Source organism: Amycolatopsis sp. YIM 10 (assembly GCF_009429145.1).
Lineage (GTDB): Bacteria > Actinomycetota > Actinomycetes > Mycobacteriales > Pseudonocardiaceae > Amycolatopsis.
The window spans coordinates 155,053-180,560 of sequence record NZ_CP045480.1; the positions used below are offsets into that span (position 1 = coordinate 155,053).

25 protein-coding genes are annotated in these 25,508 nt (G+C 71.1%); 14 read left to right on the forward strand and 11 right to left on the reverse strand.

The window, feature by feature from the left end; genetic code table 11:
- Positions 1-19: 19 nt before the first annotated feature.
- Together YIM_RS00760 and YIM_RS00765 are read left to right on the forward strand one after the other, a co-directional pair.
- Positions 20-592 carry a DM13 domain-containing protein gene (locus tag YIM_RS00760; protein WP_153028498.1) on the forward strand — a complete coding sequence of 191 codons (573 nt, stop codon included), beginning with the start codon at positions 20-22 and terminating at the stop codon, positions 590-592.
- A 100-nt stretch (positions 593-692) separates the two neighbouring features.
- Positions 693-1,448: a DUF899 family protein gene (locus YIM_RS00765; RefSeq protein ID WP_153028499.1), complete on the forward strand. Its 756-nt coding sequence runs from the start codon at positions 693-695 to the stop codon at positions 1,446-1,448.
- Here the strand turns inward: YIM_RS00765 and YIM_RS00770 are convergent.
- Positions 1,445-2,245, reverse strand: a complete 801-nt coding sequence (locus YIM_RS00770; RefSeq protein WP_153028500.1) for a CPBP family intramembrane glutamic endopeptidase — start codon at positions 2,243-2,245, stop codon at positions 1,445-1,447. The genes YIM_RS00765 and YIM_RS00770 overlap by 4 nt on opposite strands.
- A 37-nt stretch (positions 2,246-2,282) precedes the next feature.
- Here YIM_RS00770 and YIM_RS00775 point away from each other — a divergent pair, with 37 nt between their 5' ends.
- The 3 genes from YIM_RS00775 to YIM_RS00785 are packed head-to-tail and all read left to right on the forward strand — an operon-like array spanning position 2,283 to position 4,322.
- Entirely contained in the window at positions 2,283-2,750 is a 468-nt protein-coding gene (locus YIM_RS00775) for a PPOX class F420-dependent oxidoreductase (protein WP_153028501.1), read from the forward strand.
- A gap of 40 nt (positions 2,751-2,790) precedes the next feature.
- Positions 2,791-3,852 (forward strand): MerR family transcriptional regulator, encoded by a 1,062-nt coding sequence (locus YIM_RS00780; RefSeq protein ID WP_153028502.1) that lies wholly within the window; start codon positions 2,791-2,793, stop codon positions 3,850-3,852.
- Positions 3,849-4,322 carry a hypothetical protein gene (locus YIM_RS00785; protein ID WP_153028503.1) on the forward strand — a complete coding sequence of 158 codons (474 nt, stop codon included), beginning with the start codon at positions 3,849-3,851 and terminating at the stop codon, positions 4,320-4,322. Before YIM_RS00780 ends, YIM_RS00785 begins: the two co-directional genes overlap by 4 nt.
- Here the strand turns inward: YIM_RS00785 and YIM_RS00790 are convergent.
- The 4 genes from YIM_RS00790 to YIM_RS00805 form a co-directional block, all read right to left on the reverse strand.
- Positions 4,319-5,107, reverse strand: a complete 789-nt coding sequence (locus YIM_RS00790; RefSeq protein WP_153028504.1) for a DUF2470 domain-containing protein — start codon at positions 5,105-5,107, stop codon at positions 4,319-4,321. The two genes, YIM_RS00785 and YIM_RS00790, sit on opposite strands and share 4 nt — an antisense overlap.
- 56 nt (positions 5,108-5,163) lie before the next feature.
- Positions 5,164-5,868, reverse strand: coding sequence for a hypothetical protein (locus YIM_RS00795; protein ID WP_153028505.1), 705 nt, complete (start codon positions 5,866-5,868; stop codon positions 5,164-5,166).
- A 7-nt stretch (positions 5,869-5,875) separates the two neighbouring features.
- Positions 5,876-7,690, reverse strand: coding sequence for a substrate-binding and VWA domain-containing protein (locus tag YIM_RS00800; protein ID WP_153028506.1), 1,815 nt, complete (start codon positions 7,688-7,690; stop codon positions 5,876-5,878).
- Between the two features lie 87 nt (positions 7,691-7,777).
- Positions 7,778-8,950, reverse strand: a complete 1,173-nt coding sequence (locus YIM_RS00805) for a homogentisate 1,2-dioxygenase (RefSeq protein WP_153028507.1) — start codon at positions 8,948-8,950, stop codon at positions 7,778-7,780.
- 111 nt (positions 8,951-9,061) lie between these two features.
- On the opposite strand from YIM_RS00805, the gene YIM_RS00810 reads away from it, so the two are divergent.
- Both YIM_RS00810 and YIM_RS00815 read left to right on the forward strand, forming a co-directional pair.
- The gene (locus tag YIM_RS00810; RefSeq protein ID WP_304506084.1) at positions 9,062-9,916 is read left to right on the forward strand and encodes a hypothetical protein; all 855 of its coding nucleotides are present in this window, start codon (positions 9,062-9,064) and stop codon (positions 9,914-9,916) included.
- 7 nt (positions 9,917-9,923) lie between these two features.
- Positions 9,924-10,550 (forward strand): IclR family transcriptional regulator, encoded by a 627-nt coding sequence (locus YIM_RS00815; RefSeq protein ID WP_153028508.1) that lies wholly within the window; start codon positions 9,924-9,926, stop codon positions 10,548-10,550.
- Here the strand turns inward: YIM_RS00815 and YIM_RS00820 are convergent.
- Both YIM_RS00820 and YIM_RS00825 read right to left on the reverse strand, forming a co-directional pair.
- Positions 10,531-11,115 carry a DUF998 domain-containing protein gene (locus YIM_RS00820; protein ID WP_153036692.1) on the reverse strand — a complete coding sequence of 195 codons (585 nt, stop codon included), beginning with the start codon at positions 11,113-11,115 and terminating at the stop codon, positions 10,531-10,533. The two genes, YIM_RS00815 and YIM_RS00820, sit on opposite strands and share 20 nt — an antisense overlap.
- 152 nt (positions 11,116-11,267) lie before the next feature.
- Positions 11,268-11,855 (reverse strand): TMEM165/GDT1 family protein, encoded by a 588-nt coding sequence (locus tag YIM_RS00825; RefSeq protein ID WP_153028509.1) that lies wholly within the window; start codon positions 11,853-11,855, stop codon positions 11,268-11,270.
- Positions 11,856-12,016: 161 nt separating this feature from the next.
- Between YIM_RS00825 and cutA the strand changes: the two genes are divergently transcribed.
- The 5 genes from cutA to YIM_RS00850 all read left to right on the forward strand — a co-directional run bounded on the left by cutA (position 12,017) and on the right by YIM_RS00850 (position 19,858).
- The gene (gene cutA, locus YIM_RS00830) at positions 12,017-12,337 is read left to right on the forward strand and encodes a divalent-cation tolerance protein CutA (RefSeq protein ID WP_153028510.1); all 321 of its coding nucleotides are present in this window, start codon (positions 12,017-12,019) and stop codon (positions 12,335-12,337) included.
- 75 nt (positions 12,338-12,412) lie between these two features.
- Complete coding sequence (locus YIM_RS00835) at positions 12,413-13,912, forward strand: cytochrome ubiquinol oxidase subunit I (RefSeq protein WP_153028511.1); 1,500 nt, start codon at positions 12,413-12,415, stop codon at positions 13,910-13,912.
- 522 nt (positions 13,913-14,434) lie between these two features.
- Positions 14,435-15,442 carry a cytochrome d ubiquinol oxidase subunit II gene (gene cydB / locus YIM_RS00840; RefSeq protein ID WP_153028512.1) on the forward strand — a complete coding sequence of 336 codons (1,008 nt, stop codon included), beginning with the start codon at positions 14,435-14,437 and terminating at the stop codon, positions 15,440-15,442.
- Positions 15,439-18,708, forward strand: coding sequence for a thiol reductant ABC exporter subunit CydD (gene cydD, locus YIM_RS00845; RefSeq protein WP_153028513.1), 3,270 nt, complete (start codon positions 15,439-15,441; stop codon positions 18,706-18,708). Before cydB ends, cydD begins: the two co-directional genes overlap by 4 nt.
- Positions 18,709-18,721: 13 nt before the next feature.
- A complete protein-coding gene (locus tag YIM_RS00850) occupies positions 18,722-19,858 on the forward strand; it encodes a GAF domain-containing sensor histidine kinase (protein WP_153028514.1) in 1,137 nt (378 codons plus the stop codon).
- On the opposite strand, the gene YIM_RS00855 is transcribed toward YIM_RS00850, so the two are convergent.
- The 3 genes from YIM_RS00855 to YIM_RS00865 are packed head-to-tail and all read right to left on the reverse strand — an operon-like array spanning position 19,855 to position 21,710.
- On the reverse strand, positions 19,855-20,400 hold the full coding sequence (locus YIM_RS00855; protein WP_153028515.1) for a cysteine hydrolase family protein: 546 nt from the start codon (positions 20,398-20,400) through the stop codon (positions 19,855-19,857). The two genes, YIM_RS00850 and YIM_RS00855, sit on opposite strands and share 4 nt — an antisense overlap.
- Before the next feature lie 7 nt (positions 20,401-20,407).
- Positions 20,408-21,037 carry a response regulator transcription factor gene (locus tag YIM_RS00860; protein ID WP_153028516.1) on the reverse strand — a complete coding sequence of 210 codons (630 nt, stop codon included), beginning with the start codon at positions 21,035-21,037 and terminating at the stop codon, positions 20,408-20,410.
- 10 nt (positions 21,038-21,047) lie between these two features.
- Entirely contained in the window at positions 21,048-21,710 is a 663-nt protein-coding gene (locus YIM_RS00865; RefSeq protein ID WP_153028517.1) for a DUF4328 domain-containing protein, read from the reverse strand.
- A 234-nt stretch (positions 21,711-21,944) separates the two neighbouring features.
- On the opposite strand from YIM_RS00865, the gene YIM_RS00870 reads away from it, so the two are divergent.
- Positions 21,945-24,620 (forward strand): hypothetical protein, encoded by a 2,676-nt coding sequence (locus tag YIM_RS00870; protein WP_153028518.1) that lies wholly within the window; start codon positions 21,945-21,947, stop codon positions 24,618-24,620.
- Here YIM_RS00870 and YIM_RS00875 read toward each other — a convergent pair.
- A complete protein-coding gene (locus YIM_RS00875; RefSeq protein ID WP_153028519.1) occupies positions 24,617-24,934 on the reverse strand; it encodes a nucleotide pyrophosphohydrolase in 318 nt (105 codons plus the stop codon). The two genes, YIM_RS00870 and YIM_RS00875, sit on opposite strands and share 4 nt — an antisense overlap.
- Before the next feature lie 112 nt (positions 24,935-25,046).
- Here YIM_RS00875 and YIM_RS00880 point away from each other — a divergent pair, with 112 nt between their 5' ends.
- On the forward strand, positions 25,047-25,508 hold the full coding sequence (locus YIM_RS00880) for an excalibur calcium-binding domain-containing protein (protein WP_153028520.1): 462 nt from the start codon (positions 25,047-25,049) through the stop codon (positions 25,506-25,508).

Genomic DNA, 25,508 nt, shown 5'->3' on the forward strand with positions numbered 1-25,508 from the left:
GGTGGCCCAGAGTGAACGCATGTCGCGCAAGAAGAAGCTCATCCTGGCCGCGCTCGGGCTCGGGCTGGTGGTTGCCGCCGTCGGTCTGTGGGCCTTCCAGCCGTGGAAGGCGTTCACCCGCAGCACGGTGGACGAAGCGCTGCCGGTGGCCGTGAACAGCGCGGTCAGCGAAGCACCGCGGCAGCCGGCCGCGCCCACCTCCGAGTCACCCGGCGCGCCCGAGTCACCCGAGCCGTCCGAGCCGCCCGAGCCGAAGGACCTGGCCACCGGCGAGTTCGTCAGCCAGGAGCACGACACCAGCGGCAAGGCCCGCGTGGTCGATCTCGGCGACGGCAACCGCGTGCTGCGCCTGGAGGGCTTCTCCACCTCCGACGGTCCCGACGTGCACGTGTGGCTCAGCGCGGCCACCGCGGGCGGTGAATGGGGCAAGTACGACGACGGCGCCGTGGTCAAGCTCGGCAAGATCAAGGCCACCGACGGGAACCAGAACTACAACATTCCGGCCGACGCGAAGCTGTCCGGGCTGCGCAGCGTGGTCATCTGGTGCGACCGCTTCAACGTCGCCTTCGGCTCCGCGCCGCTGTCCCTCTGAAAAGCTCGGAAAATAAGCACCGCGGAGGTCGTTCCGGCGCTTGTCCGTTCGTAGGTTCGGTGTGAGAACACCGCAGAGAACACAGAGAACGGAGACCTTCATGTCGAACGCCCGACCGCCCGTGGTCGACCTGGCCACCTGGCAGGCCGCCCGCGACGAACTCCTGGTCCGCGAGAAGGCGCACACCCGTGAGGGCGACGCCATCGCCGCAGCCCGGCGGCGGCTGCCGATGGTGGAGTTCGACGGAAAGGTCGAGGTGGTCGGTGCCGACGGCCCCGTCCCGTTCGTCGACCTGTTCGACGGCCGCGACGAACTCGTGGTCTACCAGCACATGTGGCATGAAGGCGCGCCTCACCAGGGCCAGTGCGAGGGCTGCACCAACATGGTCTGGCACCTGCGGGACACCGTCGTCTACCTCAAGGCGCGCGGGGTCTCGTTCGCCGTCGTGACCAGGGGCCGGTGGGAGGAGGTGGCTCCGTTCGTGGAGTTCATGGGCTACACCGACCCCTGGTACTCGGTGCGCGACGTGCCCGCGCCGGTCGGCGGCGCCATGGCCTCCCTGTCGTGCTTCCTGCGCGACGGCGAGCGCACCTTCCTCACCTACTCCACGACGGGACGCGGCAACGAGCAGGCCAACGGATCCTTCGGCGTGCTCGACATGACGCCCTACGGCCGCGGTGAAGCGTGGGAGGACAAGCCCGAAGGCTGGCCGGAGGGCGACGTCCCGTGCTGGTACTGGCGCTCGGCCGCGGACGGAACGGCAACCTGGGGCGCGACCAGCCGCCCCGTGCCGCAGTGGACCCGCCCCGGCGCGACCCCCGAGGAGACGCTCGGCAGGCACGGCCACTGCCACTAGGGCAGGAAGGACACCTTGCCCCGCAGCAGCGCGTAACCGACGAACGCGAAGACGTCGAGCAGCGTGTGCGCCACCACCAGCGGCCAGAGCCGGTTCGTCTTCTGCCACAACCTGCCGAACACCAGCCCCATCACCAGGTTGCCGACGAACCCGCCGAGGCCCTGGTACAGGTGGTACGAACCACGCAGCACGGCGGCGGCGAACAGGCTCGAGTTCTCCCGCCACCCCAGCTGCCGCAGCCGCGTCAGCAGGTAGCCGACCACCAGCACCTCTTCGGCGAAGGCGTTGCCGAACGCCGAAAGCGTCAGCGTGATCGGGCGCCACCACGTCTCGGTCAGCGTGGACGGCTGCACGGCCAGGTTGAACCCGAGCTGCCAGCCGACGAAGTACAGCGCCAGCCCGGGAATGCCGATCAACGCGGTCAGCCCGACACCCCAGGTCAGGTCGCGTCGCGGCCGGGTCCGGTCGAATCCGACCGCGGCGAGCTTCATCCCGCCGCGGTAGAGCAGGTACACGCCGAGCGCGCCCCAGCCGACCAGCTGCAGCGCGCTCAGCAACTGCTTGAGCAGGTCGATCAGCCCGGCCGCGGCCTGCGGCACGTTGAGCGCCACCTGCTGCTCGTTGAGCGGTTCCGGCCGCAGCAGCGAGTCCAGCAGCGACAGCAGGCTGCGCAGGCCGGAGAGCCCGAGCGTGATGCCGAAGACGATCAGCAGCTCGAACTTCAGCACGCGGCGTTCAGCCGGGTCGGTGACCACCTCGGGATACACCGGGCGGTCGCTGATCAACCAGGAGCGCATTCGCGCAAGCTACCGGGTGGGGGATAGCGTCGAGGTCATGCCTCGCACCATCGCCACCAACACCCCGGTCGAGCGCGCCGAGCTGCTCGAGTTCCTGCGCCCGCGCCACCAGGGCATCCTGACCACCCGCCGCGCCGACGGCAGTCCGCAGTTGTCGCCGGTGACCTGCGGGGTGGACGACGAAGGCCGGATCGTGATCGCCACGTACCCGCAGCGCGCGAAGGTGCGCAATCTCCGGCGCGACCGCCGGGCGTCGATGTGCGTGCTCTCGGACGAGTGGAACGGCGCCTGGGTGCAGGTCGACGGCACGGCCGAGGTGATCGACCTGCCCGAGGCGGTGGAGCCGCTGGTCGACTACTTCCGCGCGATCTCCGGTGAGCACCCCGACTGGGACGAGTACCGCGAAGCCATGCGGCAGCAGGGCAAGTCGCTGATCCGGCTGACGCTGGAGCGCTGGGGTCCGATCGCCACCGGCGGCTTCCCACCCGAACTCGCCGACGACTGACTGTTGACCTTCGAGTCGGTCGAAGCCCCACGATGATGGGGTGACTGACCCGGAGCTGGTGCCGATCGGCGCGTTCGCGAAGCTCGCCGGACTGACGGCGAGCGCGTTGCGGTTCTACGACGACGCCGGTCTGCTCCACCCTGAGCAGGTCGATCCGGCCACGGGATACCGGCTGTACGGCGAATCGCAGTTGGCGCGAGCCGTGCGGCTGCGCCGGTTGCGCGAGATCGGGATGCCGCTGCCCGTTGTCGGCGAGTTCTTCGCCGCCGACACGGAGGACGCGGCGCGGCTGATCGACGAACAGGTCGCCAGGGTGACCGAGGAAGCCGCCGGGATCCGGCAGGCCGCGGCGAGGCTCAAGGCCGATCTCGGCCAGGAGCCGGGCCTGCCGATCTGCGCGCTGCCGGGCCCGGTTTTCGCGGCGGCGGTCGACCAGGTCCTGGCCACCACCAGCCACGACCCCGGCATCCCGGTCCTGGGCGGTGTGCGCCTGGAAGCCGATGCCGATTCCGTGTCGCTGATCGCGACCGACCGGTACCGGCTCGCCCTGCGCACGCTGGTGCCCACCCGATCGTTCGCTTCCTGGGCGGGCACGCTCGCCGGTGACGATCTGCGGACGCTGAGTTCCCAGCTCCGGCGCAGTCCGGCGGTGACGATCGAAGCGGGCGAACGAACGGTCGGCAGCCGAATGGCCGACGGGATCGTGCTCCACTGCCGTCTGCTGTCCGAGGACTTCCCGGACCACCGGCTCCTGCTCGACGCGCTTCCGCCGGTGACCCATCGCGTCACGGTCGGGAAGCGGCAAGTCGTCAGAGCGCTGGAGCGGCGGGCGCCGGAAACCGCCGGTGTGCGGGTGTCCGGTGGCAGGCCGAGCCTGCTGCTCGAAGAGGACGAAGTGCCGCTCGACGGCTCCGCGACGGGTGCCGAGCTGACGGTCTGGTTCGAGCTGACCACGTTGTACCCGGCGCTGAGCCAGGCGATCGGCGACGACCTGATGCTCGACCTGCGCGGCCCCGACCAGCCCGCCACGGTCAGATCGGCCGACGACGGCGACCTCACCACGCTTGTCATGCCCTGTCGAAAGGACGAATCTCACCCATGACCACGATGGAAGCGATCAGCGCGGCCGTGAACCTGGGCCGCGAAGGCGACGTCGTGTCGGCCCGGCGCGACCTGCTGACCGTCTGGCAGGAGATCGGCGCGGCGGGCGACCCGTTCCACCGCTGCACGCTGGCGCACTACCTGGCCGACCTCTACGACGATCCGGCCGAGTCGCTGGTGTGGGACGTCCGCGCGCTCGATGCCGCCGACGCCCTCACCGACGAACGCGCCCAGCAGCACGACGCGAGCCTCCAGGTGGCGGGCTTCTACCCGAGCCTGTACCTCAACCTGGCTGACAACTTCCGCCGCCTCGGCGCGTTCCGGGCAGCGGCCGAGCACATCGGCCACGCCGAGCAGCACACCTCCGCGCTCCCCGATGGGCCGTACGGCGACACCATTCGCACGGCCATCCGCGAGGTCAGCCAGGCCATCACCGACCGGGACACCACGCGCCGGGCTTCGGCGCCCTAGCCCTCGGTGAAGAACGGGCAGCCGACCAGCCGCCGGATCTCGACCGCGAGCTGCGGCGGGCTGTCCACCGGTTGCGAGAAGGCCAGCCGCACGTCGTGGTCGCCCGCTGCGGACTCGACCCGCAGGCGCAGGCCGTGCCGGTCGAGTCCGAGCGGGCGGATCAGCCCGCCACGCAGTTCCTGCGGCAGGTGCCTGCCCAGTTGCTCGACCACGTCGGCGTGCTCGGTCTCCAGGTGCTGGAGCCAGCGCGCCTCGTAGTCGTGGAACGGGTCGGGCGTGGCCGCGCTGAACATGTGCGGCCGCAGCGAATGCGTGCCGTCGGCGTCCGCGAGCACCAGCGACGCCGGGGTGAGGCGCAGCATGGTGAGCCCGTGGTTGACGTCGAGCAGCCGGTGGTCCGGCCGGTCGACGGCGATCGCCGCCGCCCGCGCCCGCGCGGCCGGCGGGTCCAGCGGGCGCAGCCACCCGGTGATCCAGAGCAGGCCGCGGATCGGCTCGCGCAGGGGCACCGGGGCGTGGTCGGCGAGTTCGAGCATCACCCCGAACTCGCCGCGTTGTGTTTCCGCCGCGGCTTCCACCAGCGGATGTCCATCGGGCAGGAGCAGGCTGACACCGCCGCTGGCGTGCACGTGGTGCAGCACCGGGACCACCCGGCTGCCGTCGTGCTCACCGCGGTCCACCGACGGGACCAGCGTCGCCGGGCAGTCGCGCGTCGCGATCGTCTTCGCGCGCTCGGCGGGGTTCGGCGCCGGCGGACGGCGCGTCGCGGTCGTGGGCTCGGTCAAGATCCACCTCCTGTTACTTAGGTGAGGCTAACCTGCCGAACGCCGTTTGCAAAGTGTCACGAACCGAGCACCCGGCGAGCGGCTTCGTCGGCCTCCACCACCCCGCGCCGGATGGCTTCCAGCTGTTCGGCGAGGCCGTCCAGCGAGGTCCCCGACGACGGTGCCGGATCGGCGGTCGCCGAAAGTTCCACCACCCTGGCCACCAGGCTTTCCAGGTCGAGCGTGCCCGCGTGCAACTCGCCGAGCAGCTTCGCTCGGAGATCGGTCAGCCGCTTCGCCACGTCGCGCTGGTCGCGGACGGCGTTCAGCGCGCGCAGTGTCGCCTCGTCGTTCCCTCGACGCCGGAGCCGTTTCTCCTCGGCGGCCAGTTCGCCGGTGTCGATCCGGCCCAGTGCGTCGCGCGTGGCCGACGAGCGTTCCGCCAGTCGCCGCAGGCTCGCCGCGGTCTCCGCGACCATCGACGCCATGAGTGGGATCTGCTCAACCAATGGCCCCGGCGGCAGGGTCGCGCCGATCGCGGCGAAGCTCTCCCGCGCCCGTTCGGCGCGCTCGAAGTAGGTGGCCTCCTCACCGGTCAGCGTCGTTTCCGCGGGTGGTTCCGGCTTGCGGTCGAAACCCGCGATCGCCGCCCTGGCGAGCAGCACGGCGACGCCGACCCCGGCCGCGGCGACCGGCGGCAGCTGCACCGCCCAGGCCACCCCGGCCGACGTGCCGGCGAGCAGCAGTCCCCACGGCTCGCGCAGTTCTTCCCGGAAACCCATGCCGTCCTCAGAAGTTCGAGATCACCGCGGTGAACACCTGGTTGATGGTGTCCGGCTTGGACGAGTCGTACTCCGCGGCCTGGGTCGCTTCGGCCATCCGCTTGAGCACGTCCTGATCGGCGTCGCTCCCATAGGCGATGGTGAACATGCGCACGGTCTCGCTGCCGCTTTCCACCTGGAGCCTGCCGAGCAGGCCGTCGAGATCGAGGCTGCCGCGGTCCTCGTTGCGCCCGTCGGTGAGCACCACCACGGCGTTGATCGCGTCCGGGGCCAGGTTCGCCTTGAGGTACTCGTGCGCGGCGAGCGCGGTGTCGTACAGGCCCGTTCCGCCTTGCGGGGAAAGGCCTTCCAGCCGCGACCGCAGCGCGTCCCGCCGCCCGTCCTGGCCCACCGGCCCGATCGGCACCAGCTCGCGGTGGTCGAGATCGCCGTCGAGCTTGGTGGAGAACATCCACAGCCCCACCTGGTCCCGGTCGCCGAACTCGCTCAGCGCGCTCACCGCCGCCTGCTTCGCCAGGTCCATTTTGGACTTCCCGGTGCCCTCGGCGGCATCGCCCATCGAGCCGGAGACGTCCACCACCAGCAGCACGTTCGCCTTCTTGCGCAGTTCCGACCACGACTTGAGGACCAGGTCGAGCACCGGCGGGCTGGGCGGCCGGATGAGGTTCAGCGCCGCCTCCGGCGTCACCCCGTTGTCCACAGTGGCCTGTGGGCCCGGCTTGTTGTCGAAACTGCGGAAACCCTGGTCCAGGAAGCGTTTCTGGGCGTCGTCCGAGCGCAGGAAGGCGAGGAAGTCGGCGGCCACCTGGCGCCGGAGGTCGTCGGCCCAGTCGAGCACCGCGTACGGGTGGTCGGAGTTGAGCGTGCCGTCGGCCGGGTACACCGCGACCACCGGCACCTTCGGCCGCGGGTGCTCGCCGAGCTTCGCCGGGTCGTTGGTCGGATTGCCCTGGTTGTAGCCGATCAGCGAGTTCTCCTCGACGGCCACCGCGGAGATGTAGGACAGCGCCGCGCCCCGGTCGTCGGCCTGCAGCAGGTTGGTCAGGAAGGTGAGCGTGGTGTCGCCGTAGTGCACGATCGACTGCTCCACGCCGCCGACGAACGACTTCACCTCCGGCTTGTCCAGATCCGGCGCGGTCAGGTCCGACGAGGTGCCGGTGGCCGCGAAGTAGGTGCCGATGGTGGCGTTGAGCCCCGAGGTGGACAGGTTCGGATTTGTCTTGCCGAGCCGGAACGCGCCCCATTCGGGATGCCCGTGCTTCGCCCAGCCCGCCGGATCGGTGGCGAGCGCGGCGAGGTCGCGCCAGCCGATGCCCTGACCGGGCCAGCCCAGCGCCTCGGCCATCGGCCTCGGCATGGCGATCACCAGCGGCGCGTTGGCCAGCGACGGCGGCTGCTGTTCGAGCAGCACGTCGGGCTTGTCCTGGTCGGTGAGCCGTTGCCGCAGCAGCGTTGCCCAGCCGGACGCGGCGGGCGTCCAGACGTCCGGGCGCGGGCCGTCGGTGGCTTCGTTCCACCCGTTGGACAGCGCCTGCATGGCCGCGCCCGAACTCTTCGACTGGACGAGCACGTCCACGCAGGTCCCGGCTACCGTCCGCCCGCTGTACTCGCCGGCGAGCTGTTTGACGATGCCGGCCTTCTCCGGTGATGAGGCCACGCGCAGCTGCACGGATTCGCCACCGCACTTGACCTCCTCCGCCTGGTCACCGTCGTCGGAGGTGACCAGGCGGAGGGTGACGATCAACCCGGCGGCGAGCACGATCGCGCCGAGAAAGGACCAAGTGCGCCTGCGTCTTCGAGTTTCCTGGCCGGACAAGGTCATTTCGAACCTCCGCGCGCAGTCGGGAAACCATCATCCCCGGAAAGGGCGCGCGGGCGGGTGACAAAAGAGAAACTGTCACCACGGAAATCAGCGGTTCGGACCCCGTCCCGACCAGGTCCAGGCGTATCCCGGGTCCTCCGACGCGCCGGCCGCCTCGCCGAGGTCCAGCGGCGCGAAGGTGTCCACCATGACCGCGGTCTCGTCGAAGAAGTCCGCGCCGATCGACGCCTCCGCCGCGCCCGGCTGCGGTCCGTGCGTGAACCCCGACGGGTGCAGCGAGAGCGAGCCGATGCCGATGCCGGAGCCCTTGCGCGCCTCGTAGTTGCCGCGCACGTAGAACATCAGCTCGTCGGAGTCGACGTTCGCGTGGTTGTACGGCACCGGGATCGATTCCGGGTGGTAGTCCACCTTCCGCGGGCAGAACGAGCACACCACGAAGTTCGGGCCCTCGAAGGTCTGGTGCACGGGCGGCGGCTGGTGCACGCGGCCGGTGATCGGCTCGAAGTCGTCGATGTTGAACACCCACGGGTACAGGCAGCCGTCCCAGCCGACCACGTCGAACGGGTGGTTGGCGTAGGTGTAGCGGGTCAGCCCGGCGCGGTGGCGCACCAGCACCTCGACGTCCTCGCCCTCGGCCAGCATCGGCGCCGACGGGCCCCGGATGTCGCGCTCGCAGTACGGCGAGTGCTCCAGGAACTGGCCCTTGCTCGACAGGTACCGCTTCGGCGGGCCGATGTGCCCGCGCGCCTCGATGGTGAGCAGCCGCAGCGGCTCGCGCGGCACCACGCGGTAGGTGCACGAGGTCGGGATGACCACGTAGTCGCCGTCGCCGATCTCCAGCGCGCCGTAGATGGTCTCCAGCGTGCCGCTGCCGCCCTGGACGTAGAACAGCTCGTCGCCGGCCGCGTTGCGGTACAGCGGGCTCGGCACGGTCGCCACGGCGAAGCCGATGGTCACGTCGGCGTTGCCGAACAGCCGCCGCCGGTCGGTCACCGCGTCGGCGTCGCCGGGGAACTTGAGGTCCTGGGTGCGGAAGCTCCGCGGCTTGAGCGGGTGGTTCGGGTTCAGCTGCCCGCGCTCGTCCGGCACGGCGACCGCGTCCACGATCGCCGTCGGCAGATTGCGGTGGTAGAGCAGGGCGGAGTCGGCGGAGAACCCCTCCACGCCCATCAGCTCCTCGGCGTAGAGGCCGCCCTGTGGCGAGCGGAACTGGGTGTGCCGCTTGTGCGGGATCTCCCCGACTCGGCGGTAGTAAGGCACGGGCCCCTCCGGTGACGTCTTCGACCGTTGAACACTGGTATTCGTGTCCGTTTTACGGACGTGTTTGTCCTTATGTCGTACGCTACTAGCGTGTCAGTCGTGTCAAGCGCAGTGGAACTCACGCCCCCCGGCCCCCGCGGAATTCCGCCCCTGTTCGCCCGGCTCGTCGACGACTCCGCGCTCTTCCCGCCCGGGGACGCCGCGATGCCCGAAGCCCTGCGCTCGTACCTGGAGACCAGGGCGGGTGCGCACGCGGGTCTCGTCGGCCTGTTCCTGTGCCAGGCGTCGAGGCTCCCGGAACTGATCACCGAGCTGATCAAGATCAAGCCCAAGACCCCGCTGCCGTTGTCGCTGATCATCGACACCGGCCTCGGCGGGGTGCCGAAGGCGATCTCGATCGTGGAATCCCGCGACGAGCTGCTCGACCTGCGCATGGTCGAGATGCCGGCGCCGTCGGACGTGGACGAGGTCTGGCTGGAACGGGTCTCCGAGTTCGTGCCGGAGGACGTCATCCGGGTGGTCGAGCCGCGGCGCGGGGTCGGCTGGCTGGACGGCGTGCGCAAGGTGATCGAGCACGGCAGCCGCCCGAAGATCCGCTGCGGCGGGCTGTCCAGCGAGAACTTCCCCAGCGTGGACGAGGTGGCCGACTTCCTGGCCGTGGTCAGCGCGCACACCGGCTCCTCGTTCAAGGCGACGAACAGCCTCCACCGCGCCGTCCGGCACGCGGACGCCGAGACCGGCTTCGCCCACCACGGCTTCCTCAACCTGCTGGTCGCCGCGGCCCGCTGCCTGTCCGGCAAGGACGTGCGCGCGGCGCTGGAGGAGACCGACGGCGAGGTGCTGGCCAAGGAGGCCACCGCGTTGTCCGAGCCGGCCGCCAAGGCGGTTCGCGAGCTGTTCGGGTCCTACGCCTCGGCCTCGCTGGACGAGCCGGTGGAGGACCTGAAGAACCTCGGCCTGTTGTGAGCCGGAGATGAGTCGCGAGGGCTCGCTGACCCTGGAGCGGGGCCTGGCGCTGCTCCAGGCCGTGGCGGACGCGGGCAGCGAGGCCGCGACCATCTCCGAGCTGGCGGTCGCCATCGGGGCCAGCAGGCCCGCGGTGTACCGGCTGCTGGTGCCGCTCGCCGAACGCGGGCTGGTCTGGCGGGACGGGTCGAAGGTGCGGCTGGGGGTCGGGCTGCTGCGGTTGTCCGGCCAGGTGCTGCCGCAGCTGCGCCAGGCCGCCCAGCCGGTGCTGCGCGACCTCGCCGAGGCGGTCGGCGCCACCGCGCACCTCTCGGTCGCCGAGGGGGAGCAGGTGCAGGCGATCGCCGTGGTCGAGCCGTCCTGGACGAACTTCCACGTGGCCTACCGCGTCGGCAGCCGCCACCCGATCACGGCAGGCGCCGCGGGCAAGGCGATCACGCTGCGCGGTGAGCCCGGCTGGGTGGCCACCACCGGCGAGTTGCAGCCCGGCGCGTCCGGGGTGGCGGCGCCGGTGCGCGGACTGCCGGGGCTGCGCGCCAGCATCGGCGTGATCTCACTGGACCCGCTCGACGCGAGCGCAGTCGGGCCGAAGGTGGTCGAGGCGGCCGCTCAGCTCACCGGCGTGCTGAGCTGAGCAGCGGGCGGGTCATCGTCAGCAGCAGCGCCAGGTCGACGGCGAACAGCACGCGCTCGAACAGCCCGAGCGTGACGACCGGATCGGCCGGTCCGGTGCTCATGATCCAGGCGAAGCTGGCCAGCACCACCACGAGCGTCGCCGCGCTGGCCACCGAGAGCCGCCGGATCGTGGTCCGCCGCGGTTCCCAGGGGCACTGCGCGTCCGAGCGCCGTGTGAGCAGCCAGCCCGCGACCGGCAGGGCGATGAACGCGAGCACCGCGCCGCCGTTGTGCACCTGACCGCTGAACGTGCGCGCGGCGCCGTCCGGATCCACCGGGAACAGCCCGCACACCACCAGCCCGGCGCACCAGAGCCCGAGCAGCACCGGCACCGCGCCACCGCGTCGTGCCCTGGCGATGCCGATCAGCAGGGCCAGCGAACCGGCCGCCAGCGCCAGGCACATCACGCCGAAGCTCGGTGCGGCACCGGCGTTGACGTACTCCGACAGCGTCCGCCACAGCGGGCTGACCTGGCCGGACAGCTGGATGTGCAGGTGGATCGCGATGAGCACGGCGACACCCATGCCGGCGAGCGCGATGCGGCCGTGCGGACCGGCCTCGCGGGAGGGCAGCGTGCTCACTCGTGTTCACCTCGGCTTCGCAGAACAGACACGAGCCAGCCATGTTATGCGAATGAGACCTTCGAGGTGGGGCCGGGTCGGTGTCCGGCGCGGTGTCAGGCGAAGGCCTGCCAGAGCGCCGCGACGCTGAACGCGGCGAAAACGAAGCCGGCGACCCGCTGGATCAGCTTCGGGCGGATCCGGTTGCGGACCTTCTGCCCGATGAACACCGCGATCCCGGCGACCACGACCAGCGCGCAGAAGGCGCCGACGCCGACCGCCACCGGCTGCTCGAGCCTGGCGGCCAGCCCGGCCGTGGCCAGCTGGGAGGCGTCACCCCATTCGGCGGCGAACAGCACGCCGAACGAGGTCATCGAGGACCGCAGGAAGGTGACCGGGCCGGGGCCGCTGCGCGAGGCGTCCTCCTCGCCGTCCGCCGCCGGGGCGAAGCCCTCGCGGAGCAGGAAGTAGGCACCGGCGCCGAACATCACCGCGACGATTCCGGCGACCAGCGTTTCCGGCAGCAGCGTCAGCACGCTGCCGAACAACACCGCGATCGTGCTCTGCACGGCAAATGCGGCGCACACCCCGGCAAAAACCGGCCAGGCCCGGAAACGGGTGGTCAGCACCAGCGTGGCGACCAGCGTCTTGTCCGGCAGTTCCACGGCAAGGACCAGGCCAAAAGTGCTGATCAGAGCCAACATTGCGGCTGACATCGCGGCGTTCGCCCCCTTTCAATTCAACGATAAAGGGGGTAATCGGAAATGGCCAGCAGATGGGAATCGCGAATCGGTGTTTGAGCGGGTGTGACAAATTGTTTTCGCCACGCCCAACTTAATTCTTGTGGGGCGGGTAAAATGATTTCATGACTGCCGAGAACGTCGTCGTGACCACCACAACCGACAGTGAGGACGCGGCCAGGTCGCTGGCCGCCGGCGCGATCGAAGCCCGGCTCGGTGCCTGCGCGCAGGTGCTCGGCCCGGTGACCAGCGTCTACCGCTGGGAGGGCGCGGTGCAGACCGAGCCGGAGTGGCGGGTGGAGATCAAGACCACCGCGCGCCGCAGCGAGGAACTGACCGCGCACCTGCTCGAACACCACACCTACGACACCCCGGAGGTGATCACCACCCCGATCACCGGCGGCAGCCCCGCCTACCTGAGCTGGCTGGCGGAAGAGACCCGCTAGAAGGGACTTAGGTCCCGGGGTGAACAGGACTGTTTGAACTGGCGGGTGCTCGCGCCCGCGACGAGGCTTGATCTCGTGGAGGTCTTGGAGCTCGCGCGGTGGCAGTTCGGCATCACCACCGTCTACCACTTCCTGATGGTCCCGCTGACCATCGGGCTTTCGCTGCTGGTCGCCGGGATGCAGACGGCCTGGGTGCGCACCGGGAACGTGCGCTACCTCAAGATGACGAAGTTCTGGGGCAAGCTGCTGCTGGTCAACTTCGCCATGGGCGTGGTGACCGGGATCGTGCAGGAGTTCCAGTTCGGGATGAACTGGAGCGAGTACTCCCGGTTCGTCGGGGACGTCTTCGGCGCGCCGCTGGCGATGGAGGGCCTGGTCGCCTTCTTCGTCGAGTCGACCTTCCTCGGCCTGTGGATCTTCGGCTGGGACCGCCTGCCGAAGAAGGTGCACCTGGCCTGCGTCTGGGCCTTCTCGCTGGCCACGGTCGCGTCGGCGTACTTCATCCTGGCGGCGAACTCGTGGATGCAGCACCCGGTCGGGGTCGAGTTCGTCGACGGCAGGCCGACGATGAACTCGATCTGGGCGGTGCTGACCAACAACACCGCGCTGGCCGCCATTCCGCACACCGTGGCGGGCACCTTCTCGGTGGCCGCGGCCTTCGTGGTCGGTGTCGCGGCCTGGCACCTGTGGCGCAAGCGGTCGGCCGACGACGAGCACCGCGCGGTGTGGCGCTCGTCGATCCGCCTCGGCGGCTGGGTCGGTGTGGTCGCGTTCGCCGCCCTGGCGATCACCGGTGACCTGCAGGGCAAGCTGATGTTCGAGCAGCAGCCGATGAAGATGGCCTCGGCGGAGGCGTTGTGCCACACCGAGGCACCGGCCAGCTTCTCCATCCTGGCGATCGGGGACGTGGCGGACGCGCAGTGCGAGGACGTCAAGACGTTCACCGTGCCCGCACTGCTGTCCTTCTTGGCGCACAACGACTTCAGCACCGAGGTGAAGGGCGTGGAGGACCTGGTCACCGAGTATCAGGCGCGTTATGGCACGAACTACCCCGACGACCCGCGGCTCGGTGAGCTGGCCGGGCAGCCGATCGACTACGTGCCCAGCCTGCCGGTGACCTACTGGGGTTTCCGCGCGATGATCGGCTTCGGCGCGATCTCGGCGGGGCTCGGTGTGCTGGCGCTGTGGCTGACCCGTCGCGGGCGGATCCCGTCGAGCCCGTGGTTCCCGCGGTTGATGCTGCTGGGCATCGTCACCCCGTTCGTGGCGAACAGCGCGGGCTGGATCTTCACCGAGATGGGTCGGCAGCCGTTCGTGGTGGTGCCGAACCCGACCGGCGTGGACGGCGTGTGGATGTTCACCGCTACGGCTGTGTCCAATTTGAGCGCGGGTGAGGTGTGGGTCTCGCTGATCGGCCTGACCACGGTGTACGCGGTGCTCGGTGCGGTCGAGGTCTTCCTACTACGGAAATACATCCGCGGTGGCGTGGAAGGCGTGATGCCGCCGCCCCCCGCCACTTCCCCAGACGACACCGACGATTCCGACGACGACAAAGCCCTGTCGTTCGCGTACTGAAGGCGACAACCATGCACACAGCCGATCCACTCCGCCCCGCCGCCGCACCTCCGACTCGCCCGCACCTGGCTGGCGCACCTCTGGCTGCCGCACACCCTTCCGGTCCGCACGTGGCTGGCGTGCCTCCGACGGGCGCACCTCTGGCTGCCGCACCCCCCGCCGGTCCGCATCTCAGCGGCGCGCATTCAACCGACGCGCATCTGGCCGGCGCGCACCCCGCCAATCCGCGTCGGCCTGGCGCGCACCCGAACAGCGCGCACCCAACCGGCGCACATCAGACCGCCGCGCCTCCCGCCAGCCCGCGCCCCACCGGGGCACACCCCAACGGTCCACACCCAACCGGCCTGCAACCCCCGCCGCTCCCAGGGGGGCGTTCCCAGCTCCAGCCTATCGCCCGCCACTCCCGCGCGGGGCTGTCCACAGGATTCTGTGGACAAGTGCGCTCGTTGTGCACAACTTGGGGAAAACAGGTTTCACGTGGCACAACACCCTTGACAACCGCGCCCCAGGAGGTGGGTTGAGGTGGGTCTCGAGACGGTCTGGTTCATCATCGTCGCGGTGTTCTGGCTCGGGTACCTCTTTCTCGAGGGCTTCGACTTCGGCGTCGGCATGCTGCTGCCGTGGCTGGGCCGCGACAACACCGAGCGTCGCGTCATGATCAACACGATCGGGCCGGTGTGGGACGGCAACGAGGTGTGGCTGATCGTCGCGATCGGCGCCACCTTCGCCGCCTTCCCCGGCTGGTACGCGACCCTGCTCTCCGGCGCCTACCTGCCCGTGTTGATCATCCTGCTGGCCCTGATCGGCCGCGGCGTGGCCTTCGAGTACCGCGGCAAGGTCGACTCCGACCGCTGGCGCCGCACCTGGGACCGGGTGATCGTGCTCGGCTCGTGGCTCCCGCCGCTCGGCGTCGGGCTGCTGCTCGCCACCACCATGCTCGGCCTGCCGCTCGACGCCAACGGCGACCGCGTCGGCAGCCCGTGGGAGGCCGTCCGCTGGGACACCGCGCTCGGCGCGCTCGCCTTCGCCGGGTTCTCGCTGGTGCACGGCGCCGCGTTCCTCGCGCTCAAGACCGAAGGCGAGTTCCGCGAGCGCGCCCGGAACGTGGCACTCAGGGCGATGCCGTTCGCCCTGCTGCCGATGTTCGCCTTCCTGGTGCTGGTCCAGCTGCGCGAAGGTGCACTGTGGACAGTCGTCACGCTCGTCGTGGCGGTGCTGTCGGCGATCGTGGCCTGGGTCCGGCTCGCCGCCGATCGCGACGGTCAGGCCTTCGCCGCGCTCGGCGTGCTGATCGCCACCGCCGCGATCACCCTGTTCGGCGCGCTCTACCCGGACGTGCTGCCCTCCACCGGCGACCCGGCCAACACGCTCACCATCGACGGCACCGCCTCCAGCCCGTACACCCTGCAGGTGATGACCTGGGTCGGCGCGTTCGGCGCTCCGGCCGTGCTGATCTACCAGGGCTGGACCTACTGGGTCTTCCGCAAGCGCATCGGCACCCACCACATCCCACCGGTGCACACCCCATGACTCCCGGCCGCACCACCCTTCCCGCCAAGAAGTTGTCCACAGTGGACAAAGTGCGGCCGGGGCCCGGCCCGCTCGGCGCGCTGCCTTCCCTTTCGCCGGTGGCGCGCCGGGCGCTGGCCCTCGCCGCGGTGCTGGCCGCGGCCAACGCCGCGCTGCTGGTGGCGCAGGCGTTCCTGCTGGCTTCGATCCTCGCCTCGATCGTCGGGGGCGGCGAGGAGATCGGGGGCCGCACCGCCTGGCTGCTCGGCGCCGTGGGAGGACGTGCGCTGGTCGGCTGGGCGGTGCGGGTGGTTTCCGCGCGGGCCGCGGCCGGCGCCAAGGAGGAACTGCGCGCCAAAGTGGTCGACCACGCCGCGGCACTCGGTCCGGAGTGGATCGCCGCCCGCGGCACCGGTGAGCTGACCGCGCTGACCACCCGCGGCCTCGACGCGCTCGACGCCTACTTCACCACCTACCTGCCCGCACTGGTCACCGCCGCAGTGGTGCCGGTCGGCGCGGGGGCGGCGGTGCTGTTCGCCGACTGGCCTTCGGCGGTGCTCATCGCGGTGACTCTGCCGCTGCTGCCGATGTTCGCGATCCTGGTCGGCAAGTACACCGCGGACCGGGTCAGTGACGCGACCGAGGCCACGCACCGACTTTCCGGTCGTCTGCTGGAACTGATCCGCGCGCTCCCGGTGCTCGCCGCGTTCCGCCGTGCCGGGGCGCAGGCCGAGGTGGTGCGCCGGGTTTCCGACCGGCACCGCCGCGACACCCTGAAAACCCTGCGCGTGGCGTTCTCCTCGGCCTTCGTGCTCGAACTGGCCGCGACGCTTTCGGTGGCGCTGGTCGCCGTGGTGATCGGGGTCCGGCTGGTCTCCGGTGACCTGACCCTGGCCATCGGGCTGGGCGTGCTCATCCTGGCGCCCGAGTGCTTTCAGCCGCTGCGCAACGCCGGTGCCGCCTTCCACGCCAGCGAAGACGGGGTCGAGGCGGTGCGCCGGGTCGCCGAAGTGCTCGCCGAACCGGTGCCCGCCCCCGGTGCCCGGAAGATCCACAAAGGACAGATCGAGGTCCGGGACCTGCGGGTGCTCCGCCGGGGCGGGTTCGCGCCCGATGGCGAGACCTTCACCGCCGACCCCGGCGAGATCACTTGGCTGCGCGCGCCGAGCGGCGCCGGGAAGTCCACCACGCTCGCCGCGTTGCTCGGCTTCGTGCAACCGGAATCGGGTTCGGTCACCATCGGCGGGCAGCCGCTCGCCGAAGCCGACCTCGCGCACTGGCGCCGCCAGGTGGCCTGGGTGCCGCAGTCGCCCGCGTTCACCGGCGGCACGGTCCGCGAAGAACTCCGCCTCGCGCTGGCCGACCAGGAGGTCGAACCGGCAGAGGATGAGTTGCTCAGTGTCCTAGTGGCTGTGTGGCTGAGTGGCCAAGTGGATCAGCCAGTCAGTCACCTGTCCACTGGCCAGCGGCAGCGGGTGGCGGTCGCCAGGGCGCTGCTGCGGGCCCGGTACGGGGCCTGGCTCCTGCTGCTCGACGAGCCGACCGCCCATCTCGACGCCGCATCGGCGCGCCGAGTGCAGAAGGCGATCAAAGAGGTAGCCGACAGCGGGGCCACCGTGGTGATCGCCGCCCACGACCGGCTGACCTCCTTCGCCGAAGACGAACCGGCCGAGGCAACCACCGCGGCGGACGCACCTGCCGAACCCGACGCCAAGCCGATCGGCCTGCGCCGCCTCGTCGATCGCGCGTTCCTGACCGGGGCCGGGCTCGGCGCAGCGGCGTTCCTCGCCGGGATCGCGCTGACCGCGACGTCCGGCTGGCTGATCGCCAAGGCGTCGCAGCAACCGCCGATCCTCACCCTGACCGTCGCGGTGGTCGGCGTGCGCACCTTCGGTCTCGCGCGCGCCGGACTCCGCTACCTCGAACGGCTCGCCACCCACGACGGCGCCTTCCGCACCGCCACCAGCCTCCGCGTCGACCTGTGGCGCGCGCTGGTGCGCATCGGCCCGGTCGGCACCAGCGCCCTGCGCGACGGTGAGGGCCAGCGCCGCCTGGTGTCCGATGTGGACACCGTGCGCGACCTGCTGCCGAGGGTGGTCTCGCCGCCGCTGGTCGCGGTACTGGTGGTGGCGGGCGCGGTGGCCGTGCAGACCGCGGTGCTGCCGATCGCCGGGCTCTACCTCGCGGTCGCGGCGCTGGTCGCCGGACTGCTCGCCCCCGCACTCGCCCTCCTGCTCGAACGCCGCTCGACCTCGGCGCTCGCCGAAGGACGGCGTGACGTGTCGGCCCGTGTCCTCACCCTGTTCGAAGGTGCCGCGGAACTGCTCGCGTTCGGTGCCTATCGGCGACAGCAGCAGGCCCTCGCCCACGCCGACGACCAGCTGACCGCGGGCACGCGCCGCCAGGCATTCGGTGCCGGTGCCGCCGACGCGCTGGTGGTGCTCGCCATGGGCGGTGCGGCAGTCGCTGCCACATTGGCAGCTGCTGCCAGCGGCGCGCTGAACCCGGTGCTCGCGCCGATCGTCGCGCTGGTGCCGCTGGCGCTCGCCGAGGTGCTACTCCAACTGCCGCCGGTCGCCCAGCACTGGGACGAACTCCGCCGCGCCCGTACTCGGCTCGCGGCCGTCCTCACTGCCCCGGACGGTCCGCGGCCCGAGCACGCCGAGGACGTCGAGCTGACCGGCGTCGACGTGCGCTGGCCGGGTGCGCCCGAGCCGGTGCTGAAGGACGTCACGCTGACCATTCCGCGAGGGGCGACGGTGGCGATCACCGGACCGTCGGGCGCGGGCAAGTCGAGCCTGCTCGCGCTGTTGCTGGGCTTCCTCGCGCCGGAACGCGGAAGCGTGCGCACGCCGGGCGCGGTCGCCTGGGCCCCGCAGGAACCCGGGCTCGTGGCGACCACCGTCGCCGAGAATCTGCGCCTGGCCGACCCGCACGCGACTCCCGAGCGGTTGCGCGCCGCGCTCACCACCGCCGGACTCGCCGATCTGCCCGCCGAAACCCTGCTGGGCAGCGGGGGCGCGGGCCTATCCGGTGGGCAGGCGCAGCGGGTCGCGTTGGCGAGAGCACTGCTCGCCGCAGAGAGCAGCGCTCTCGTACTGCTCGACGAGCCGACTTCGCACCTCGACGAGCAGACCGCCTACGAGGTCCGAGCCGGACTCGCGGCGGCGCTGGCGGGCAGAACCGTGGTCTGGGTCACCCACCGCATGGAAGAGGCCGCCGCCGCGGATCTGCACCTCGACGTGCGGGACGGGCGAGTGCACGTGCTGTCGCGAAGCGGTGTTTAACTTGTTGACGCTGATGGACCCGACACTTGCCGCGCGCGCCCTTTCGGCCGCCACCGAGATCACCACCACCGCCCTGTCCGGTGACGACCCGGCGGCGGTGCTGGGTTCCGTCGTCCGCCACGCCGCCGAACTCGCCGGCGCCGACCTCGGCCTGCTGATGGTCCGCACCGAGGACGGCAAGGTGGTGGTCGAAGCGGTCGCGGGCGGGACCGGTGAAAACGTGCTCGGCCTGGTGCTGCCCGCCGAATCCGCGGCGGGCCGGGTCGCGCAGGGCGCCGAGTCCGTGGTCACCGCCGACGTGACCACCGATCCGCGCACCGCCCCGTACGTGCCGCGTGAACTCGCCCGCTTCGGTCCGTTCGCGGCGGCACCGTTCGGCAGCGGCGGGCGGCGGCTCGGTGTGCTCACCGTCTACCGCGAGCACGGCAGCGAGCCGTTCTCCGAAGAGACCGTCGAGGTGCTGACCGCGTTCGCCACCCAGGCCGGCGTGGTGCTCGCCCTCGCCGAAGGCGCCAACGCCCGGCACCGCGTGACGCTGTACCAGGAACGCGAACGCATCGCGCGCGAACTCCACGACGTGATCGTGCAACGCCTCTACGCCGCCGGGATGCAGCTCGACCGGGTGCGGCGGCGGATGAGCAAGCGGTTCGCGCGGGCCGACGAAGCCCGCCTCGGCGAGGCGATCGACCAGCTCGACGAGACCATCGAAGAGATCCGCGGCACCGTTCGCGCGCTGCGCTCACCCGAGCCGGAGCGGGAACAGTTGCCCGCCACCGATCTCGCCGAGTCCGCGCGAGCCGAGGTGCGGATCGCCGGTGAACTGCTCGGCTTCCCGCCCACCCTGGAACTTTCCGGGGAACTGGCCGACATCCCGGCCGAGCGGGCCGATCACATCCGCGCCGCGCTCCGCGAAGCACTGTCCAATGTGGTCAGACATTCCGGAGCGAGCGAAACCCGGGTGACCCTCTACCGCGACGCCGACGAGATCCGGCTCCGCGTGCGGGACAACGGTTCCGGCGTGCCGCAGGACGTGGCCAAGCGCGGCCTGCGCCACCTCGCCGAACGCGCCGACGCCTCCGGCGGGAAGTTCTACCTGAACTCCTCACCGAGCCTCGGCACGCTGGTGGCCTTCGACCTGCCGTTGGGCTAGGGCCGCCAGGCGGCGCAGTTCGTGATGTCGAAGCCGCGGCTGGGGAACACCTTATCCACGAAGAAGTCGTGAATGGACGGATCGGCGTCGGCGCAGGCGTCGCCGAGCACGGTCACGTCGTAGCCGCGATCTGCCGCGTCGTAGCAGGTCGCCGCCACCATCGCGCCGGTCGCGACACCGGAGACAGCGAGCGTGGTGACGCCTCGGGCGCGCAGCACGAGGTCGAGATCGGTGCCCGCGAACGCGCTCGCCCGCCGCTTCAGCACCACCACGTCCTCTTCGGTGACCGGCAGATCGATCTCCGTCCCGGTCGAGCCTTCGTGGAAGGCGTCCCCGGCCTCGAAAAAACTCTTGAGCAGAGCGGAGCCCGGCGGCAGATCCGCGCGGTTGGGCCGGAACGCGGTGCGCACGAACACCACCAGCGCACCGGCGGCGCGGGCACGCGGCAGCAGTTCCGTCAGCGGCGGCACGACCGCCTTGGCGAACGGGTAAGCGCCGGTGATGCCCCGCTGGATGTCACCGACGACGAGCGCGGTGGTCATGGTCCCCCTAGTGTTTCTCGCGGCGGGCGATCCAGGCCGCGGCCTGGGTGCGCCGCTGCATGCCGAGTTTCGCCAGTACCGACGTGACGTAGTTCTTCACCGTTTTCTCCGCCAGGAACAGCCGTTCGGCGATTTCCCGGTTGGACAGGCCCTCGCCGATCAGCTCGAGAATGCTGCGCTCGCGCTCGGTCAGCTCGGCCAGTTCGTCCTCCGGCGGGTGGCGCATCTGCTCCAGCACCTTCGCCGTGGTTTGCGGGTCGAGCAGCGAGCGGCCCGCGGCCACTTCGCGCACGGCGTTGACCACGTCCTGCCCGCGCACCTGCTTGAGCAGATATCCGGCGGCACCGGCCATGATCGCGCCGACGATCGCCTCCTCGTCGTCGAAGGCGGTGAGCATCAGGCACTGCGGCGGGTTCGGCCGCGACCGCAGTTCGCGGCACAGCTCCACCCCGCTGCCTTCGCCGAGCCGCACGTCCACCACGGCGACATCGGGTTCGAGGTGCGTCGCGAGGGCGAGCGCCTCGTCCACGCCACCGGCTTCGGCGATCACCTCGATGTCCGGCTCGTCGCCGAGCAGGTCGCGCAGCCCGCGACGGACCACCTCGTGGTCGTCGACGAGCAGGACCTGGATCGGCACCCTTCGAAGATTACGCGTCCTGCGCGACGGTGATGCGCCGGACGATCAGGAGCACCATTCCGGCGGCGATGGCTTGCAGCGCGGTGGCCACCGTGGTCAGCCGGGCCGCCTCCCGCAGCGACTCGGCGGAAACGGTGCGCAGCACCACGTGCGCCACGTACTGGTCGAGCGCGACGCCGGCCACCAGTACGGCCCACCAGCGCCCGACCAGCGGGCTCGCCGGCAGGTGGGTCAGGTCGGTCTCCGCGCGGGCCACCGGGCGGCTGGCCTTCTCGATGTCCGAGACCACCTGGTACGGGAACCAGAAGTTCACCACCGGGCAGAACCAGCCGCCGATCACCCAGCCGCGGGCGCGGCGGTGGCGGGCGGGCGAGAGCGCTTCGGCGTTGGCGCGGGCGCGGCGGCTCCAGAGCAGGAACAGGCAGGCGGCGAGCAGGGTGACGCCGAGATGGACCCAGGCGGCCGCCGAGGTCAGCCGCTCGGCGGCGCGCAGGTCCTCGATGGTGAGCCCGGCGTTGTCGTCGATGTAGGCGTCGGCCACCGAGGAGGTGTGCCAGTCGGTGACCGTCACCGCCATTCCGGCCAGCGCGGACAGCACGATCAGCGCGCACGCGCCCGTGGCCGTCCCGCGCAACGGCAGCACCGGGCGGGTGGGCAACTGCTGTTCGGTCATGACTTCCCCCAGAAGACGCCGGTCAGCTACCGCACTGCCTGCTCATCGCCGGGGGCGTCGACCGCGTTTCACTTCTTCAGCCGGAATCGGGGGCGCCAGTAGTGGTCGAGTTCCCTGCTCCCGGTGGCTGCGGCAATGGCGAGTTAGCACCATCGGGTTACTGTGTGTGAAACCAACCGTACTCTTGGTTTACTCGGTGGTCGGACCGGTGAGCGTCGGCTGAACGGGAGTGGGATGGCGGACTGGCGGGAGGAGGCCGCCCGGGCGGTCGTGGCGGAGCTGGGGCACGCCAGGGACGGCGGCGGCTGGCTGGTGCTGGGCAAGGTGCGCCCACTGGCCGCCGGGGACTGGTATGCGGCGGATCTGCGTGGCCGCTGGATCGGCCGCGAGCACCTGGTCCGCCTCTGCGTGGCCGGGGCCGCCGGTGGGGTCTCGGTGCCGGTCGAGCAGTACCGCGTGCACGCCGGGGTGCTGCGGCTGCGCGTCGCCGGGCCGTTGCCTCGCGGGTGCGACCGGGTGTGGGCCGAGGTCCGGTCCCCGCGCGACCTGCGGCGCCGGGTGGCCGACGGGTTGCTGGGCCTGGACAACGCGCCGCTGGCTGATCGGCTCGCCGCCGGGGAACTGGATCCGGTGCCCGAAGCCGAGCCGGTCGACGGGCTCGACGTCGAGCAGGCCGCGGCGTACCGCGCCTGCCTGACCCCTGGCGTCCGCCTGGTCTGGGCGCCGCCGGGTACCGGGGCCACGCGGGTGCTCACCAAGGCCGTCGAGGACCTGGCCGAAGCGGGCAAGAGCGTCCTGGTGCTCTCCGCCGACGAGGAACTGGCCGCGAGGTTCGCGCCGGAGCGGCCCCCGGTGGACCCGGAGCTGGCCTCGGTGCTCGACGACCTCGCCGAGCTGGACAGGGTCGGCGCTCGACTCTCCTTTGTTGACGAGCAGCTGGCCGGTTACGACCACGAGGAGTTCCGCGCGCTGGCCGAGCGCATCGAGCACGAGGACCGCATCGGCGGGCTCGAAGCCGAGCTGGCCCAGACCAGCGAGCTGCACCGCGTGGCGACCGGCCGACTGGAAGAAGCCCAGGCGGCGTTGCGCGCGGCCAGGGTCGAGCGCGGAAAGGTCGAGTACGAGCGCGGGCGGCTGGCGCAGGCCGCCGAGCTGATCACCGAGCTGGAGCGGCTGACCCCGGAACGCCACCTCTCCAAGGTGAAACCGGCCGACCGGCGCCTGCTCCGCGAACAGGCCAGGGTCAGCGAGCTGATCGAGGAGCACCTCGCCGCCGCCCACCCGATCACCGAAGCCGACATCACCCGCCTCGACGAGCAGCTCGCCGAGACCGAGCGGGCCCTGGACGAGGCCGCGCGGGTGGAGAGCGACGCCTACCTGAAGGTGGTCGCGCTGCGACGGCACATCCTCAAGGCCCGCGCGAACGGCGCGGTGTCCGAAGAGGACAGACAGCGGCACGCCGACCAGAAGAGACGTTCGCTGGCCGAACTGCACGAGGAACGCGAGACCCTCCGCGCCGGCGCCGACGACCGCGCGGTGCGACGGAAAAGACTCGAGAAGCGCCTGGTGTGGCTGACCGAGCAGGTCATCCAGCAGCACCGGGAGTTCGACGCGGAAACCGCCGCGACCAAGCGGGTACTGGTCACCGAGACGATCCCCGAGCGGGACTTCGACGTCGTGCTGGTCGACCGGGCGGCCGCGCTGCGGGCCGCCGACGTGCACCTCGCGGTCGCCAGAGCGGGGGAAACCGCGGTGCTGGTCGGCGATTTCCGCCTGCCCGGCCCGGAAGTCCGGCCCGCGAAGCTGACGGAGAACGCCGTCGTGCGGGCCTGGCTGGGCACGGACGTCTTCGCACACTGCGGCATCAAGACCCGCGAGGAGGCGCAGCGCCACGAAGGCTGCGTCGTGCTGCGGCGCCAGTACACCGGCGAGCGCGCGCTCGCCAACGCCGTCGGGTACGGCTTCCTCGACGGCGACCACCGGAACGCACCCGAGGTCGTCCTGGTCGACACGCTGGCCCTGCCCGAGTTGTGCCGCCCGTACCAGCGAGCCAGCGGCTGGTCGCCGATCGGCGGGCTGCTGGCCGGGCGGCTCACCGAAATCCACGGCGGCCAGGGGGAATCCTTCGGCCTGCTGACCGGCTACCCGCAACGCCTCGGCGTGGAACTGGCCGCGGTCCGTGACGCCGACCCGGCGCTTTCGGCGGTGGCGGGCACCGCCCGCGCGCTGGCCGGGCTGCGCTTCGACGCGGTCGCGGTCGACCTGCTCAGCGCCACCGACACCGTCCAGCGCAGCCTGCTCATCGCGGGGGCCGCGGCCGCCCGCGAACGCCTCTACCTGCTCGCCGACCTCGGCGCGGTCAAGGCCGCGCCGATCGGCAGCGCGCTGGGCGCGGTCAACGCGCTGCGCCTGCAGCAGGAGATCGAGGTGCGGCAGGCGGCGGACCTGCTCGCTCCCAGCACCGCCGCCGAGGTCGCCGAGCACCTCGCCATGGCGCGGGAGTCGGTGTGGCTCTGGGCGCCGTGGAGCGAGGAGGAAGTGCCGGACCTGCTGCCCGCGGTGGCCGCCGCGGTCGAGCGCGGGGTGGACGTGTACGCGGTGCTGCGGCCGGACGGCAATCCGCTGATCCGCGCGCTGCGCGGGTGCGGGGTGACCGTGGTCCGGGCGCGGACCGCGCACCGCAAGATCGCCGTGATCGACCGGCGGACCGTGTTGTTCGGCGCCACCCACCTCCCGGTGCAGGGCGAACGCGCCGAGGCGCTGGTCGTCCGCGAAGGGCCGCGGTTCGCCCGCCGGCTCCTCGCCGATCTGCCGACCGAGGAGCAGCGGCACGAGCACCAGCCGGAGGCCACCGGGAACACCGTGCCCGCGCCGCGCCGCGGCCGGAACCGGGTGAACGCGACTCGTTAACTCTTTCGGGGGAATCTGACTTCATTGCGTTCGATCTTCGCGGCGGCGGCCGCGTAGAGGTCGATGCCCAGCACGTCGGCCAGTCTGACCAGGTAGAGCGTCACGTCGGCGATCTCGTCGAGCACGTTCGCTTCGAGTTCCGGATCCGACCGCCAGTTCGCCGACTCTTCCGGGGTCAGCCACTGGAACAGCGAGGTCAGCTCACCCGCTTCCCCGGACAGGGCCATCACCAGGTTCTTCGGGGTGTGGAACTGCTCCCAGTCGCGTGCGTCGGCGAACTCGCGGAGCCGTTGGATCAGATCTTCGATGGTCACCGGCACTGCCTATCACGCTCCGCCGGGCGGACCGGAGCGCGTAACACCCCGAACGGCGCGGCGATAAACGGAACCATCCGCCGAATCCAGGTCCGTCCGGAGGATCCGCACGATGCGTTCGTTCCGCTTCGCCGCCGGTGTTGTGCTGACCGCCCTCGTTTTCGGCGCGGGACCCGCGCTGGCCCAGGAAACGATCCCGCCGGGCGTCCAGCCGCCCGCCAAGCCCTCGTCACCGAGCAGCAGCAGTAGCAGCAGTCCCTCGTCCAGTCCGCCGATCACCAGCACCACCGGAAAGGACAAGGACTGCGCCGACTTCGCCACCCAGGCCGAGGCACAGGCCGAGTTGGCGAAGGACGCCAGCGATCCACACGGGCTCGACGCGGACGATGACGGGTCCGCCTGCGAATCGCACTTCGGGGAACCCCAGGTCAAGAAGACGCCGTCGGGCGGGGTGGACACCGGTGGCGCGTACGACGGGTCCTCGCTCGGCGCGTTCGCCGGGCTGGGCGGCCTGACCCTGCTGGGCGGTGGAGCCGCGCTCGTGCTCGTCAGCCGTCGCAGAGCCGGACGCTGA

What these genes read in the sequence shown, in the direction of transcription:
- YIM_RS00760 (WP_153028498.1), top strand. Translation starts at nt 20, where the DNA reads ATGTCGCGCAAGAAGAAGCTCATCCTGGCCGCGCTCGGGCTCGGGCTG.
- YIM_RS00765 (WP_153028499.1), top strand. Translation starts at nt 693, where the DNA reads ATGTCGAACGCCCGACCGCCCGTGGTCGACCTGGCCACCTGGCAGGCC.
- YIM_RS00770 (WP_153028500.1), bottom strand. Translation starts at nt 2,245, where the DNA reads ATGCGCTCCTGGTTGATCAGCGACCGCCCGGTGTATCCCGAGGTGGTC.
- YIM_RS00775 (WP_153028501.1), top strand. Translation starts at nt 2,283, where the DNA reads ATGCCTCGCACCATCGCCACCAACACCCCGGTCGAGCGCGCCGAGCTG.
- YIM_RS00785 (WP_153028503.1), top strand. Translation starts at nt 3,849, where the DNA reads ATGACCACGATGGAAGCGATCAGCGCGGCCGTGAACCTGGGCCGCGAA.
- YIM_RS00795 (WP_153028505.1), bottom strand. Translation starts at nt 5,868, where the DNA reads ATGGGTTTCCGGGAAGAACTGCGCGAGCCGTGGGGACTGCTGCTCGCC.
- YIM_RS00800 (WP_153028506.1), bottom strand. Translation starts at nt 7,690, where the DNA reads ATGACCTTGTCCGGCCAGGAAACTCGAAGACGCAGGCGCACTTGGTCC.
- YIM_RS00815 (WP_153028508.1), top strand. Translation starts at nt 9,924, where the DNA reads ATGAGTCGCGAGGGCTCGCTGACCCTGGAGCGGGGCCTGGCGCTGCTC.
- YIM_RS00820 (WP_153036692.1), bottom strand. Translation starts at nt 11,115, where the DNA reads ATGGGTGTCGCCGTGCTCATCGCGATCCACCTGCACATCCAGCTGTCC.
- YIM_RS00825 (WP_153028509.1), bottom strand. Translation starts at nt 11,855, where the DNA reads ATGTTGGCTCTGATCAGCACTTTTGGCCTGGTCCTTGCCGTGGAACTG.
- cutA (WP_153028510.1), top strand. Translation starts at nt 12,017, where the DNA reads ATGACTGCCGAGAACGTCGTCGTGACCACCACAACCGACAGTGAGGAC.
- cydD (WP_153028513.1), top strand. Translation starts at nt 15,439, where the DNA reads ATGACTCCCGGCCGCACCACCCTTCCCGCCAAGAAGTTGTCCACAGTG.
- YIM_RS00850 (WP_153028514.1), top strand. Translation starts at nt 18,722, where the DNA reads ATGGACCCGACACTTGCCGCGCGCGCCCTTTCGGCCGCCACCGAGATC.
- YIM_RS00855 (WP_153028515.1), bottom strand. Translation starts at nt 20,400, where the DNA reads ATGACCACCGCGCTCGTCGTCGGTGACATCCAGCGGGGCATCACCGGC.
- YIM_RS00865 (WP_153028517.1), bottom strand. Translation starts at nt 21,710, where the DNA reads ATGACCGAACAGCAGTTGCCCACCCGCCCGGTGCTGCCGTTGCGCGGG.
- YIM_RS00870 (WP_153028518.1), top strand. Translation starts at nt 21,945, where the DNA reads ATGGCGGACTGGCGGGAGGAGGCCGCCCGGGCGGTCGTGGCGGAGCTG.
- YIM_RS00880 (WP_153028520.1), top strand. Translation starts at nt 25,047, where the DNA reads ATGCGTTCGTTCCGCTTCGCCGCCGGTGTTGTGCTGACCGCCCTCGTT.